The following is a 13,614-nucleotide window of genomic DNA, read 5'->3' as shown; positions in this document are numbered from 1 at the left end:
TGCTCAAATCTCCTGGCAATGGCTCGGAACAGATTCAAAAGCCTATCTCCAAACTCACAAGGCTTCCTGCAAAAATCAAAAACGCAATCGAAGATTTTTCCAGACTCGACTTTTTGAGCGATGCGATTGAACTTACAACAGAGGAAAAAACATATCTTCTCTATTTGTACCGTTCTTCAATCTTTTCGCCGCTTAAAAAACTCATGAATTCCCTTACAGCCGAAGAAAGTTCTCGCTTCCGCACAGAAGTGCTGGACATTTCTCCACATGACTACAGCGCCATCATCCGCTCATCTTCATCTCTCAGAACCTACGGCTTCATTGACGACGAGGGAGACCCGCACGAAGACACAATCGACTGCATCACAAACAAAAATTTTGATGTCTTTTTCACGGATTTGGTAAAAAATACCGACTGCACGAATGCCTACAGCCTCGACTCATTCAATGTGAACAAAAATGTCACGAACATTATGACCAGAATGTTGTGCGGCGAAGAAAACATTTCTCTTCTATTATATGGCAAGCCTGGCAGCGGAAAAACAGAATATGCAAAATCACTGGCGAAGGCTTCCGGCTTAAAACCGCTGATTTTCAAAAACGAAGCAGAATTAAATGTCTCGCAGAAGACCGGCGAAAATTGTGTTTTGAGCAGGCTGAATCTTTTTCTTTCGATAAGCCGCCCGGACACGGTTCTGATTATCGACGAGGCCGACACACTTTTAAAAACACGCGATTCTAGCTTCTTCGGCATGAGTTCGCCGTCAAAAACAAAGGGCACCATCAACAAAATGCTCGAAGCAAACAAGAATAAAATCATCTGGATTGTGAATTTCACGGGGCAGATTGACGAATCAACCTTGCGGCGTTTCAATTTCTCGTACAAATTCGACGCGATGAGCCGTGAGCAGCTAAAATCAATCGCACAGACTAAGCTCAGTCCACTCAATCTCCCGCAGCTTATGAATGAAAAAATTCTTGGCTTGATGGAAAAATACAGCGTGACTGGAGCTTCGGTTGATAATGTCGTGAAGACAATCAAAAGCCTTGAAAGCTCTTCCTTGCAAAGCGGAGAGGCCGCGAACACGGATTCAGATTTTATCGATTCCGTGCAGGCAATTCTCAAAGAAAATTCTCTCCTGATTAACGGCAAAAAGCGGATGAGGGAAAATGTCGGCAAAAATTATGACACAAAAGCCCTGAACGCAAGCATGGAGCCTGAAAAAATCGTGAGAATGGTTCAGAACGCAGAAAGATTCTCAAAGAACAACTCGCAGAATCTTTCTGGCGGAGAAAACGGAATCAGAATGTTGTTCTACGGAAAAAGCGGCACTGGCAAAACCGAATTCGCGCGCTACATTTCAGAAAGTCTTGGCAAAAAGATTCTTTTGAAGCGGGCAAGTGACATTCTCGACAAATATGTTGGCGGCTCCGAGCAGAATATCCGCAACGCATTTGAGGAAGCCGACCGCACAGGCAGCATTCTCTTGTTCGACGAGGCAGATTCGTTCTTTGCAAGCAGGGAAAATGCCAAGAACAGCTGGGAACGAACCCAAGTGAACGAATTTCTCACGCAGATGGAAGAATTTGGCGGCATAATAATCTGCACCACGAACCTAAAGGAAATCATGGACAGCGCAATGAACCGTCGTTTTCACATAATCGTAGAATTTAAACCGCTGGACAAAACCGGAATCCGCTGTATGCTCGAACAATATTTCGCATCATACAATTTCAGCGATGAAGAAATCAGCCGGCTGGAACGAAAAGAAAGCGTAACGCCCGGTGACTTCGGTGCGCTTGCAAACAGGATGAGATTCATGGACAGCACGGAACTTTCGCCCGCCTACATCACAGAAGAACTCTGCAAAATGCAGGACGAAAAGACAGGCGAAAGCACAAAGCGAAAAATCGGCTTTTACGTCGATTAACAATTTGCTTACGAATAAAGGCCTTCTAGAGTTTTCTGCAAATTGAGGAAGGCTTTTTTCTCAATCTGGTGCATTCTTGCCTTTGTGTAGCCTTTGAGTTCACCAATCTCTGTGAAAGATTTTGGTTCTTTGCCGTTGAGACCATAGTGCATTGTTATATTTAATTTTTAAAGTATTCCCGCACTACCCGCTTTGAGATATTGCAGACAATTTCGTACCCGATTGTGCCGATTGATTCTGCCATGTCGTCCGCGGTTATGACTTCGTTTCCGTCTTCGCCAATCAGTGTAACTCTGCTTCCCGTTTCTACACCATCGATTTCTGTGACATCGACCATAAACTGATCCATGCAGATTCTTCCGAGAATCGGAGCTTTTCTTCCATTTATAAGCACGTAATATTTGTTTGAGAGAAGGCGATTGTAACCATCGGCATAGCCTGCGCATACTGTGGCAATTTTCATTTCTTTTTCAGCTTTGAATGTGCGTCCGTAGCCCACGGTTTCACCGGCATGAAGAGTTTTTACCATTGAAACTACGCTGTACCAGCTCAGGGCGGGCTTTATTCCGCTTGGAAGGGCATTCAGGTAATTGGGTTTGAGACCATAAAGAATGATTCCGAGGCGCGCGAACACTGATTTTTTGCATTTGTTCCATAATCCGCCCGCAGAATTGAGGCAGTGAACGTAGGGAAGATTCAAATTCTCTACAAGCCCGGCGATTCTTTCGAATTTTCGGATTTGGCTGTTCGTAAAATCGATTGCGTCTGAATCCGCACTGTCGGCATTGCAAAGATGCGTGAAAATTCCCTGCACGCAAAGCTTTTTTGTGTATTCGCGGATAATTTTTTCGCAATGCTCAGGATTGTCGGCATCAAGTCCGATTCTGTTCATGCCTGTGTCGAGCGCGAACACCGCCTTTATATTCCCGCTGATTTTGCTAAGTTCTTCGGCATGTCTTTCATCAACGACTGCCTGAGTGATGTCATATTCAATAAGTTTTTGGGCAAGCGCAATCGGCGTGTAACCGAGGACAAAAACCTGCCCCGAAATGTTCCCCTGCCGAAGTTCAATTGCCTCTTCAAGGGTTGCGACCGCAAAATCAGTCACGCCCTCTTTTTGCAGGACGGAAGCGACTTTGACATCTCCGTGACCGTAGGCATCGGCTTTTACCACAACCATGACTTTTGTTTCCTCTGGCAGATGTTTTTTGTAAATCCGATAGTTTTCTGCGATTTGGGGAAGATTCACTTCCGCCCAGCATCTTTTATCAGCCACAAGCATATTCGCCTCCATTCTTACGCTCTCAGAGTGATTCGATTTGTATGTTCTCGTCCAAAAGTCTTTCGCGGATTATTCTGACAAAGTTTAGGGCCTTAGGATTGTCGCCGTGAACGCAGATTGAATCTGGGCATATCTCAATTTCCTTTCCAGTGACGGCCTTTACCTTGTGGAATTTAATCATTTTGATCACGCGCTCAATTCCCTCGTTTTCATCAGCGATTACAGCCCCAGTTTTTGTGCGGGCAACGAGAGAGCCGTCTTCTTCATAACTTCTGTCCGCAAAAACTTCAGCGGCACATTTCAGTCCCACCTTTTTTGCACTCGCAAGCATTTCACTTCCGCTCAATCCAAGAAGAATTAAAGAGCTGTCCACTTCGGCAATTCCTTCTGCAATAGCCAGTGCCAATTTTGAGTCTTTTGCCGCCATGTTGTACATCGCTCCGTGTGGCTTAACATGATTCATCTTTACGCCGTTCGCCTTGCAAAAAGCATTCAAAGCCCCAATCTGATACTGAACCATTGCTTTGAGTTCCACAGGACTTACATTCAAGTTCCGCCTGCCGAATCCAAGCAAATCTGGAAAACCAGGATGTGCGCCCACATTCACGCCATTTTCTTTTGCGAGCACGACAGTTTTTGCCATCACGAGCGGGTCAGAAGCATGAAAACCACAGGCAATATTTGCAGAGGAGATGAATTTTATCACTTCCTCATCCATACCGATTTTATAGTTCCCGAAACTTTCACCCAAATCACAATTCAAATCAATTTTCATATAGCCGCTCCAAGTGAATCAATAATTTCTTTTTCTGTTTCCATACTGAATCCGTCCACGCTTAGAATTTGCTTTTTAAGCACTCCGTCCACGCTGCCCATGTCCACGGTCTTTTTAATAAAGGCCCGGGCATCCTCAAAATCCATGAAGACTTTTTCTCCGGTCAATTTTTCGAGATATGCGATGATTGCATACGCGCCCCAGTTTGAGACGGTTGCAATCACAAGCTCATCCACGGTCACGACGCATGGCTTTAACGAAAGCTTTTCTTCGATTATGTCCGCCACGTTTCCCATGCCGATTTCGTTTCCACCGTCCCCCACGCCGATTGTCGGAACGATGCCGAGCGCAATCCTAAAGAACAAGTCTGCCGCCGCAGTCGTTGCCCGAATGCTCACCCCGCGCATGTTCGCATAATCACGCGCAGAGTTCTCGCCACAGCGTTCGATGCTGATTAAGCCCACTGGAGTGAACTTTCCGAGAGTTTCCATGCACCAGTCGATGTCTGCCGTGAGCGACATGTAAAGCACTTCAATGCCCTCTCCCTCAAAAAAGCCCTTGCAAAAATCATCGGTGAGGATTACAGGCCTAAAGCCGAGATTTTTCAATGCCTTGGCCAGAAAGAGAGTGCCGACAGGTCCATCTGTCTCCGCAAAGCCCGCGACATAAAATCCAGTGGCAAGTAATACAGTTCCCCTTTCCCAGCCTAAGATTGTCCGGGCAGCTTTTTCGGCATATTTGTCAGTTTTGTAGCCCCGGAGAATATCCATGCCCCTGCCTGAGTGCCGCAAAACTATGTCTTCGATTGATTCGGATTCAGTTTGTTTCATAGGCAAGTCCGCGCGTGTTAAACGATGTCGGCTTTGTAGCCGGTTTCTTTTTCAAAATCCTCAACGGCCGCCTTCTGCAATTTTTTGAGCAGTTCAGGATCTTTTCCGCCCACCTTCTTTCCGTCGATTTCATAAGCCGCAAGCCCCAGTGTGCCTGCCGAAGTGATGAAAACCTCGTCCGCATCAAAAAGCTCGTCCAAAGTGAAAACACGCTCTTCGTATGGAACGCCAAGTTTCTGGCAGATTGAAATATAGTGACGGCGAGTAACGCCAGGCAAAATCAGCTCGTCAAGCGGCGGCGTGATATAAACTCCGTCTTTGAGGATGTTCACGTTTGTATGCGCACATTCGGTCACGCGCTCGCCACGATGGAACACGACTTCCTTTGCACCGGCCTCAAAGGCTTTCTGACTTCCCATTACGCTTGGGAGAAGGTTCAAAGTCTTGATGTTGCAGTGGAAGAAGCGAGTGTCTTCTTCGGTAATAAGCTTGCACGGGGTACGGAGGTCCGTGAGCTTTGACTCAGTGACATTGATAATAAGGTTCGGCTCTACGTTCGGGAAAAGATGATTTCGCGGGGCTGTACCGCGGGTCACTTCCCAGTAAACGAAGCACACACCGTCACTGTCCATCGCATCGATACATTTTTGAAGCTCAGCAACAAGTTCTTCCTTAGAGAGCTTAAAAGGAATCTTCACGGCTTTGAGGCTGTTAAAGAATCGCTCGATATGCCAGTCTTTTTCAAAGATTTTTCGGTTCGCGCTGTAGGTGGCATCGTAAACGCCATCGCCAAAGAACATAGCTCTGTCCAAGAAGGGAATTGTAAGTTCCTCCTGAAGCCCCATTTTCCCGTTGTAATAAGCAACGTTTTTCATTTTATGCCTCCAATATTTAATAAATCTATTCCTTAGTTTCCGCATTTTTCGGAATGCTGGGGTTAATTCTGTAAGTCCACCTCTTTTATATCCGTAATCAGCATGTGGCCGGGAGCGTGCGTGATGCAAAAATCCGGCTTGGAACTCATCACTACGCTTTGCGGAGTCACGCCACAGGCCCAGAAGACAGGAACTTCACCCTCCCTGATTGTGCTAAGCTCGCCAAAATCAGGCCTTGAAATATCTTTGATACCGATGACTTCCGGGCTTCCAATATGAATCGGAGCACCGTGAACTTTCGGGACTTTTGCCGTTACCGTCACTGCCTTTACAATCTGATTGTGCGGAATCGGGCGCATCGAAACGACCATCTTTCCGCTGAAAATGCCCGCAGCCTTTGTGTCGATATTCGTGAGGTACATCGGAACATTGTGATTTTCCGAGATGTTACGCACGTCGATTCCGGCCTGCATGAGCGGGCCTTCAAAAGAAAAGCTGCAACCGATTACGAAAGTAACCAAATCATCACGCCAGAAGCCTGAAACATCCGTGTATTCGCCTTTGAGACTTCCGTTTTCCCAGATTCTGTACATGGGAACGTCTTTTGAAATGTCGCAGTCAAGGGCAGAAGTCCGCAAGAACCGACTACCCTCGTCCGAGACTTCCAAAAGCGGGCACGACTGCGGGTTCCGCTGGCAGAAAAGCAAAAAGTCGTAGGCATATTTTTTGGGGAGAATGCACAAATTTGCCTGGGCAAAGCCCGAGCACATTCCCGAAGTCTGCCCTGTGATTTTTCCTTCACGAATCAGCTTACGCACTTCAAGCGGAGTTTTATCTTTGTATGGATTTTGGTTCATCATTTTTTACCTCACTAACAAGTTTCTTCTATATTAAATTGCACTTTTGTGCCTGGAGCCGCCTGTGCAAGAGCACACATCGACTCTTTTTTGACGCAGGCAATTTTTGCATAACCGCCGGTTGTCTGCCTGTCCGCCGCCATCACCAAAGGAAGCCCTGCCGAAGTAATCTGCACAGCCCCAAATGGAATCGCATCAGAAATAATGTCCGTCTTTCCACAGTCAAGGGCAGGACCTGTAAAGCGGATTCCCATGCGGTCACTTTCCGGCGTAATGGTATAAACAGTGCTGGTAAAGATTTTTACGCTCTCTTCGGAAAAGAAGTCGAACTGAGAGGATTTTATGCAATCCAAAACAAGAATCCCATCTTTTCTCGCAAAGAACGGATTGATATTTTTGACAGGAAAAGCATTTTCACGCATTGAGTGCCTTCTTGCAAAGCCAATCGCAAGCTCATCGCCCGCTTCAAGTTTTCTGCCATAAAAGCCGCCGATTTTGCTTTTGAGATTCGTTGAGCGGCTTCCAAAAACTTCCGGCACCAATATGCCGCCAGTAAAGGCAATGTAAGAGCGAAGCCCGTTTGAGGCAAAACCGCAATTAAGCACAGCTCCTGCATTAGCATGAATCTTTTTGTTCATTTCGACAGGCTTTCCGTTCAAGCTTGCGTTAGAAAAAACCGCCCCTGTAATCGCAAAGTCACAGTCAGTAACAAAGCGAATTGTAGGACCAGAAAGTGTTGTTTCAAGGCAAGCAGTATTCTCAGGATTTCCGCAAATGGCATTCGCAAGCACAAAGCTAATTTCGTCCATTGCACCGCTCTGGGAAATTCCGTATTTTTGGAATCCATTTGTGCCAGCATCTTGAACCGTGGTCAAAAGCCCCGCAACAAGAATCTTTATTCCACCGCCACATTCATAATGCGGAATGTTTTTCTCATCTGGCTTTTTTCGTCCGGCAACAACACTGTGAGAGTGCTGAACGGCCTCGGCTTCAAATCCATTTTTCCAAAGCCAGTCATTTTCTGCATAAACGTCAAAATCTTCAAATTCTTTCCGGGAAATTGGCTCAAAGCGGATTTTGTCGCCAGAGTTGTACAAAAAGTGCGGATTTCTGTTCAAGTCAAAAAGTTTTAACGGAGTGCGGCCGATTATATTCCAGCCTCCCGGGGATTCCACAGGATAAAGCCCGGTCTGTGCCCCGCCGATTGCAACGCTTCCAGCAGGAATTTTTGTGCGGGGCGTTTCAAGGCGGGGCGTTTCAAGGTATTTTTCCATTCCGCCAAGATAAGGAAAGCCCGGCAAGAATCCCATCATGTAAATCAGATAATCCGTTGAGGAATGAATCTTAATGACTTCTTCTGCTGTAAGTTTTGCATGAGCCGCAACCTTTCTTAAATCAGGGGCAAATTCTTCGGTTTCATAGCAGACAGGAATCGAAATGACCCTTCCGGCTTCTGCATGGCTTTCTTTCTCTCCGTCTATTTTTTCAATGACTTCAAGCGCGATTTCCTTTAGCAAAGATGCCTTGCAGTTTTTTTCATCAAAATAAACGCTGACTGCACAGTAAGTCGGCACGATTTCTCGGATTTCAGGCATATCCTTTGTCATTAAGGCAAATGCCCTGGAAAAATCAGAGACCATGCGATTCACTTTCGGACAAATTTTATTGAAAAACTGAACCTGAATAGAATCTTCACTTGCTGAGACAATCTTTGCTATATACAAAATCAGCCTCCGAGATAAGCTTTCTGAACCTCTGGATTTGCGGCAAGTTCCTCACTCGTTCCGCTGGCAATAATTTCACCCGTTCTGAGAACATATCCACGGTCAGCAAAATCAAGGGCAACTTTCGCGTTCTGCTCAACAACCAGAAGCGTCATTTTCTTCTGCACGTTCAGTCTTTTGAGAGCGCGAAACATCTCAAACATCAGTTTTGGAGCCAGCCCCATGCTCGGCTCATCAAGCATGATAAAGTTACAGTCAGTCATGAGTGCACGCCCCACGGCAAGCATTTGCTGCTCTCCGCCCGAAAGAAGCTCGCTTCTCTGCTTTCGCCGCTCATAAAGGCGCGGAAACAAATCATAAAGAAGCTCATAAAGCTCGTGGGTTCGCATCTCGTGAAGTTTCTCATGATTTCGGCCATAGCAGGCCATCTGGAGATTTTCTTCAACCGTGAGATTTCCAAAAATATGCCGGCCTTCCGGGACAAGGCACATCATTTTCTTTTTTATCAGCGTGTGTGGCTCTGTTTTGAGAATGCTTTCCCCGTCATAGAGAATATCGCCTTCAAGCACAGACGGAGCTTCGGGTTTGGGAAGGCGCGACAATGTGAGCAGGGTCGAAGTTTTCCCGGCACCGTTCGCACCAATCAAAGTAACTATTTCACCTTTGTCCACGTTAAAGCTGATTCCATGAAGGGCTTCTATATTTCCATAACCGACTTTCAAATTATTTACTTCAAGCAACATAATCATGCCTCCTTTTTTCGCTTTTCCGGCAATCCGGGATAAGCGTCCTTAATGTTGATGTCAGAATTTCCAAGATATGCGTCGATGACAGCAGGATTTTTCTGGATTTCCTCTGGAGTTCCTTCCGCCAGCTCCTTGCCGAAGTTAATTACCTTGATATTTTGAGCCAAAGTGTTTACGACCTGCATCTGATGCTCAATCATCCAGATTGTGATTCCGAACGTGTCATGAATCCACTGAATGTAAGAAATGAGTCCGTCGAGGTCACTGGTTGAAAGACCGGCGGCAGGCTCGTCGAGCATCAAAAGCTTTGGATTCAGGCTGAGGGCACGTGCAATCTCAACACGACGCTGAATTCCATAAGGAAGATTTTTTGGATAATCCAGGGCTTTGTCCGCCAGGCTGAATTTTTCCAAGAGTTCCCATGCCTCTTTATGAATCTTCGCTTCCTGCTCCTTGTATTTTTTAGTCTTCAAGAATACGTCCTTAACTCCAAAGCCCAGCCGAGAATGATGCGCAATGCAGATGTTATCAAGCACGGTCATATCGCTCCAAAGACGGATGTTCTGGAAAGTGCGTCCAATCTGTAAGTCAGCAATGACATGAGGTTTGAGGCCGTTGATGCGACTTCCGTCAAAAACAATGTTTCCCTCGCTCGGAACATAAAATCCGCTCACAAGATTGAATACGGTTGTCTTTCCGGCACCGTTGGGACCAATCAGGGCATTGATGCTTCCTTTTTTGATGTCTACGTTTATGTCCGTAAGAGCCTGTAAGCCGCCAAATCTGTGTGTAAGATGTTCGATTTTCAGTAAAGTCTCGCTCATGCCGCTCCTCCTTCTGCCTTTTTCGTTTCCCGAACTTCATTTTTGTTAAGAGGAAAGAATTTTTTTAGCCACGGGAATACATGCGTGAGTTCTTTTGAGCCCATAATTCCTTCCGGATGGAATTCCATAATCAAAATCAGAATCAAAGGAATGATAACCCACTTCAAAATCTGGGCAGGTCGCAAAAGTTCGAGCAAAATCGTGAACACAATCGCCGAAAGTACCGAACCGCTCAGTGAACCCATTCCGCCCAAATAAACCATTACCAGGGACTCAGTTGACTTCATGATTCCGAAGCTTGAAGGATTGATAAAGCCGAGCAAGTGTGCGAACAGACCGCCCGCAACGCCAGCCAAAAACGAGCTGAAAGTAAATGCAATCAGTTTCATGCTATTCGTGTTGACCGACATAATTTCAGCCGAAATCTCATCATATTTGACCGCACTTATTCCTTTTCCGAGAGTAGAGTTCATCAAAAAATGGATTGAAACCACTGCAAGAACGGCAAAAACAATCGCCCAGACTAAAATCCACGGAACTTCAATCACATCAGCCATGCCGTTCATAACGCCCTTCATTCCCATGAGCCCGCGGCTTCCTCCAACCAGAGGAATATTGTTGATTGCCGTAGTTACGATAAAGTTTGCCGCAACCGTGATAATCGCAAGATAGTCGTCACGAGTCTTAAAAGAAGGAATCGCGACAATCAAACTCACGAGCATAGCCCCAAGTCCGCCAATCAGAATACAAATAGGGAAGCCAAAAAGTGCCAGGCCCCCTGGTAAAAGCGCACTGCCTGTGATGGAGTTTCCGTCCTTAAACAGAACCAGCGAAACTACAGAAGAAATATAAGCTCCTGTCGCCATAAAACCGCCGTGACCGCAGCTGAACTCGCCCATGTAACCGTTTACGATGTTAAGGCTCGCCGACATAATTATATTGATGCAGATTGTGACGATGATTGTCTGAAAGTAGTTGTTGATAATCTCGTACTTTGCAAGCACAGTAAGAATCAGAATGCTCAAAATCATCGTAACCGGCATAATCAGTTTTCTTTTTCTATCAGAAGGATTGAATCTTGAATCAATCCGGGTATTAAAACTTTCTAACCATTGCATATTCACCCCTCCGCCTTAAATTTTTGTACTTTTCGCCACGCCGAAGAATCCAGTCGGCTTAACCGTAAGAATTACAAGAAGAATCACGAAAGAAATCAAATCCTTGTAACTTGAAGGCAGGAATGCCGTAACAAAGATTTCAATGAAACCAAGCAAGAAGCCGCCGAGGAACGCGCCCTTAATGTCACCGATTCCACCAACGACAGCCGCGATAAAGGCCTTCCAGCCGATAATCATGCCCATGTAAGGATCCATGACCGGGTAAGACATGCCGAAGAGTATGCCTGCAACTGCCGCCAGAGCAGAACCAAGCGCGAAAGTGAAAGTGATTACTGTATTTACAGGGATTCCCATAAGAGGAATCGCAAATTTATCATAGGAAATGGCACGCATACTCATGCCAAGAGTCGTTACCTGAACGATGAACTGAAGGATTGCAAAAATAACAATCGCGCTCACGATAACGATAACTTTGAGGCTGGTAATCGTAACCGGCCCGATATTCCATACATATTTTGGAAGAATTTCCGGGAAACTGCGTGCAGAAGCACCAAGAACGGCAAGGTTTCCGTTTTCAAGAATGAAACCGATCATCAACGCCGTGATAACTACATAAAGTCTGTTCGCGCCCTTTGCCCTGAGCGGTTTGTAAGCAATTTTTTCGATACTCACGCCCAAGAGAGCCGTAAGCGCCATAGTGCAGACAAGCGTTATGACAAACAAAGGTATTCCTGCAAGCCCTGCGAATTTTGCGGTTAATCCCGCCACGATAAAAAAGGCGATATAAGTTGAAGTCATGAAAATATCGCCATGAGCAAAGTTTATGAGCCTCAAAACTCCATAAACCAGACAATATCCAAGGGCAATCATCGAATAAAAGCTGCCCCATTGAAGTGCGTTAAATATATTCTGAATAAAAAATGTCATATCAGCCCCCATTTTGATTGCACCACAGGGGCTGAAGACAGCCCCAACAATTTTTGTTACGGCTTCAAGCTCTTTACGAACTCAAACTCACCTTCCGGCGTTACACGGACAATTACAGCTTCCTTAAGGGGGTCTCCTTCCGGGGTAAACTGCATGTTACCTGTGATACCGTCAAAACTTTTGATTTTTCCCATCGCATCTTTGATTGCAACACGGTCTTTCTTTAAGTTTCCTGTGAGACCCGCACTCTGAATTGCCTGGAGCACGATGTAAGTCGCATCGTAAGTAAGGGCGGCGACATCATCCGGGACATAGCCATGAAGTTTCTTGTACTTTTCGATGAATTCCTTTGTTTTGCCAGTCGCACCTTTTGCAGCATAGTGAGTTGTAAAGTAGTTTCCGACTACAGCCCCCTTTGAAAGAGGAAACAAGTCAGCAGAACCCCACGAATCCGAGCCCATGACAGGCTTTGACCAGCCCAAATCTTTTGCCTGAGAAGTAATCAGTCCGACGAAGTTGTAATAGTCAGGGAGATAAAGGAAATCTGCGTTTGAGTTCACGACTTTCGTTAGCTGAACACTAAAATCCTGGTCTTTCTGACCGAATGACTCAAACACAACGACTTTTCCATATTTTGATTCCCACTCAGCCTTGAAAAGCTCGGCAAGGGTCTTTGAATAGTCATCTTCCAGGTTATAGACGATTGCCACGTTCTTCCCGCCAAACTGCTCACTGGCAAATTTTGCGCCGACAGGAGCCTGGAACGGATCAAGGAAACAGGCTCGGAAACAGAATGGACGGCCTTCCGTAACCTTGGGGTTTGTTGACCAAGGCGAAATCATCGGAACCTTCATGTCATTGTAAACTTCACCAGCCGGAATTGAGCGGCCAGAACCTTCCGGTCCGATAGAAGCAAGTACTTTATCAATATCAACAAGTTTGTTGGCAGCATTGATTGCGGAGTCAGCCTTAAGCTCGTTATCGACATAAACGAATTCAAGCATGTATTTCTGACCTTTTACTTCGAGTCCGCCCTGAGAATTGATTTCTTCTTTTACAATTTCACCCGCATATTTCGCGCTTTCTCCGACTTTTGGAGAGTCACCGGTAAGAGGAATATTAAAACCAAGTTTTATTGTCTTAGGCTTTTTTGCGGCAAAAGAATTTGTTACTGCAAGAGAAGCAATAACTCCAAGAAAAATGATTTTGCGAAGTCTTTTCATAATCGGCTCCTTGTTTTATGCAAAGAGCCTTACAAAAAAAAGAAGCAAAGCTCTCTGCACACGAAGTTAAAATGTCATACGACATTCCTCATGCACACAGCGTCTTTGCTGACCTATGTTTCTGATGGTCCTACTTTACAGTAAACGCCGATTTTCGACATCAACCTTTTGGTGAACTTTAGGTTACTGATTTGGTCTACAGTGGATTTTCTTTTCTCAAAGTGGTAAACTGTCAAATTATGAAAACAGAACTTATCAAAGACATTCTTACTTCTAAGCCGGACGGTCGTATCGTTACCGTCTGTGGATGGGTTCGCACAATGCGCGACTCTAAGAACCTGGTCTTCATTCAGGTAAACGACGGAAGCTGTTTCGCAAACATTCAGCTCACTTTTGACCGCTCAAATCCTTCTAATCCAAATAATGCAAGTTCAATCGAAAACGCTCTTTCAAATATCTCAACTGGCGCTTCTCTCAAAGCAACTGGAAAGCTTATCGAATC

14 protein-coding genes are annotated in these 13,614 nt (G+C 45.5%); 2 read left to right on the top strand and 12 right to left on the bottom strand.

All coding sequences use genetic code 11. The annotated features are described in order from the left end of the window. Positions 1 to 1,931, top strand: a 1,931-nt coding sequence (locus IJJ71_RS14255) for an AAA family ATPase (RefSeq protein WP_296847965.1), incomplete at its 5' end; no start/stop codon positions are given. Positions 1,932 to 1,939: 8 nt separating this feature from the next. On the opposite strand, the gene IJJ71_RS14250 is transcribed toward IJJ71_RS14255, so the two are convergent. The 12 genes from IJJ71_RS14250 to IJJ71_RS14195 form a co-directional block, all read right to left on the bottom strand. Beyond that, complete coding sequence (locus tag IJJ71_RS14250; protein WP_296847964.1) at positions 1,940 to 2,083, bottom strand: hypothetical protein; 144 nt, start codon at positions 2,081 to 2,083, stop codon at positions 1,940 to 1,942. Between the two features lie 8 nt (positions 2,084 to 2,091). Beyond that, on the bottom strand, positions 2,092 to 3,207 hold the full coding sequence (alr, locus tag IJJ71_RS14245) for an alanine racemase (RefSeq protein WP_296847963.1): 1,116 nt from the start codon (positions 3,205 to 3,207) through the stop codon (positions 2,092 to 2,094). A gap of 28 nt (positions 3,208 to 3,235) precedes the next feature. Then, on the bottom strand, positions 3,236 to 3,988 hold the full coding sequence (locus IJJ71_RS14240; protein ID WP_296847962.1) for a LamB/YcsF family protein: 753 nt from the start codon (positions 3,986 to 3,988) through the stop codon (positions 3,236 to 3,238). Beyond that, on the bottom strand, positions 3,985 to 4,818 hold the full coding sequence (locus IJJ71_RS14235; protein WP_296847961.1) for a DUF4392 domain-containing protein: 834 nt from the start codon (positions 4,816 to 4,818) through the stop codon (positions 3,985 to 3,987). The genes IJJ71_RS14240 and IJJ71_RS14235 overlap by 4 nt, the downstream gene beginning before the upstream one ends. A gap of 17 nt (positions 4,819 to 4,835) precedes the next feature. Further along, positions 4,836 to 5,693 carry an aminotransferase class IV gene (locus IJJ71_RS14230; protein ID WP_296847960.1) on the bottom strand — a complete coding sequence of 286 codons (858 nt, stop codon included), beginning with the start codon at positions 5,691 to 5,693 and terminating at the stop codon, positions 4,836 to 4,838. Between the two features lie 62 nt (positions 5,694 to 5,755). Then, entirely contained in the window at positions 5,756 to 6,553 is a 798-nt protein-coding gene (locus tag IJJ71_RS14225; protein WP_296847959.1) for a putative hydro-lyase, read from the bottom strand. An 11-nt stretch (positions 6,554 to 6,564) separates the two neighbouring features. After that, positions 6,565 to 8,274, bottom strand: coding sequence for a 5-oxoprolinase subunit PxpB (pxpB, locus tag IJJ71_RS14220; protein ID WP_296847958.1), 1,710 nt, complete (start codon positions 8,272 to 8,274; stop codon positions 6,565 to 6,567). Positions 8,275 to 8,276: 2 nt separating this feature from the next. Beyond that, the gene (locus IJJ71_RS14215; RefSeq protein ID WP_296847957.1) at positions 8,277 to 9,017 is read right to left on the bottom strand and encodes an ABC transporter ATP-binding protein; all 741 of its coding nucleotides are present in this window, start codon (positions 9,015 to 9,017) and stop codon (positions 8,277 to 8,279) included. Positions 9,018 to 9,019: 2 nt separating this feature from the next. Beyond that, on the bottom strand, positions 9,020 to 9,844 hold the full coding sequence (locus tag IJJ71_RS14210) for an ABC transporter ATP-binding protein (protein WP_296847956.1): 825 nt from the start codon (positions 9,842 to 9,844) through the stop codon (positions 9,020 to 9,022). Beyond that, complete coding sequence (locus IJJ71_RS14205) at positions 9,841 to 10,962, bottom strand: branched-chain amino acid ABC transporter permease (RefSeq protein ID WP_296847955.1); 1,122 nt, start codon at positions 10,960 to 10,962, stop codon at positions 9,841 to 9,843. The genes IJJ71_RS14210 and IJJ71_RS14205 overlap by 4 nt, the downstream gene beginning before the upstream one ends. A 15-nt stretch (positions 10,963 to 10,977) precedes the next feature. Next, entirely contained in the window at positions 10,978 to 11,889 is a 912-nt protein-coding gene (locus IJJ71_RS14200) for a branched-chain amino acid ABC transporter permease (RefSeq protein ID WP_296847954.1), read from the bottom strand. A gap of 56 nt (positions 11,890 to 11,945) precedes the next feature. Beyond that, complete coding sequence (locus tag IJJ71_RS14195) at positions 11,946 to 13,112, bottom strand: ABC transporter substrate-binding protein (RefSeq protein WP_296847953.1); 1,167 nt, start codon at positions 13,110 to 13,112, stop codon at positions 11,946 to 11,948. A 239-nt stretch (positions 13,113 to 13,351) separates the two neighbouring features. Between IJJ71_RS14195 and IJJ71_RS14190 the strand changes: the two genes are divergently transcribed. Next, positions 13,352 to 13,614, top strand: a 263-nt coding sequence (locus tag IJJ71_RS14190; protein WP_296847951.1) for an OB-fold nucleic acid binding domain-containing protein, incomplete at its 3' end; no start/stop codon positions are given.

It is taken from the genome of Treponema sp., from assembly GCF_017430385.1.
Taxonomy (GTDB): domain Bacteria; phylum Spirochaetota; class Spirochaetia; order Treponematales; family Treponemataceae; genus Treponema_D.
This window is presented reverse-complemented; position numbering and strand designations above follow the sequence as displayed.

What these genes read in the sequence shown, in the direction of transcription:
- IJJ71_RS14195 (WP_296847953.1), bottom strand. Translation starts at nt 13,112, where the DNA reads ATGAAAAGACTTCGCAAAATCATTTTTCTTGGAGTTATTGCTTCTCTT.
- IJJ71_RS14230 (WP_296847960.1), bottom strand. Translation starts at nt 5,693, where the DNA reads ATGAAAAACGTTGCTTATTACAACGGGAAAATGGGGCTTCAGGAGGAA.
- IJJ71_RS14210 (WP_296847956.1), bottom strand. Translation starts at nt 9,844, where the DNA reads ATGAGCGAGACTTTACTGAAAATCGAACATCTTACACACAGATTTGGC.
- IJJ71_RS14235 (WP_296847961.1), bottom strand. Translation starts at nt 4,818, where the DNA reads ATGAAACAAACTGAATCCGAATCAATCGAAGACATAGTTTTGCGGCAC.
- IJJ71_RS14205 (WP_296847955.1), bottom strand. Translation starts at nt 10,962, where the DNA reads ATGCAATGGTTAGAAAGTTTTAATACCCGGATTGATTCAAGATTCAAT.
- IJJ71_RS14200 (WP_296847954.1), bottom strand. Translation starts at nt 11,889, where the DNA reads ATGACATTTTTTATTCAGAATATATTTAACGCACTTCAATGGGGCAGC.
- IJJ71_RS14225 (WP_296847959.1), bottom strand. Translation starts at nt 6,553, where the DNA reads ATGATGAACCAAAATCCATACAAAGATAAAACTCCGCTTGAAGTGCGT.
- IJJ71_RS14250 (WP_296847964.1), bottom strand. Translation starts at nt 2,083, where the DNA reads ATGCACTATGGTCTCAACGGCAAAGAACCAAAATCTTTCACAGAGATT.
- IJJ71_RS14215 (WP_296847957.1), bottom strand. Translation starts at nt 9,017, where the DNA reads ATGTTGCTTGAAGTAAATAATTTGAAAGTCGGTTATGGAAATATAGAA.
- IJJ71_RS14240 (WP_296847962.1), bottom strand. Translation starts at nt 3,988, where the DNA reads ATGAAAATTGATTTGAATTGTGATTTGGGTGAAAGTTTCGGGAACTAT.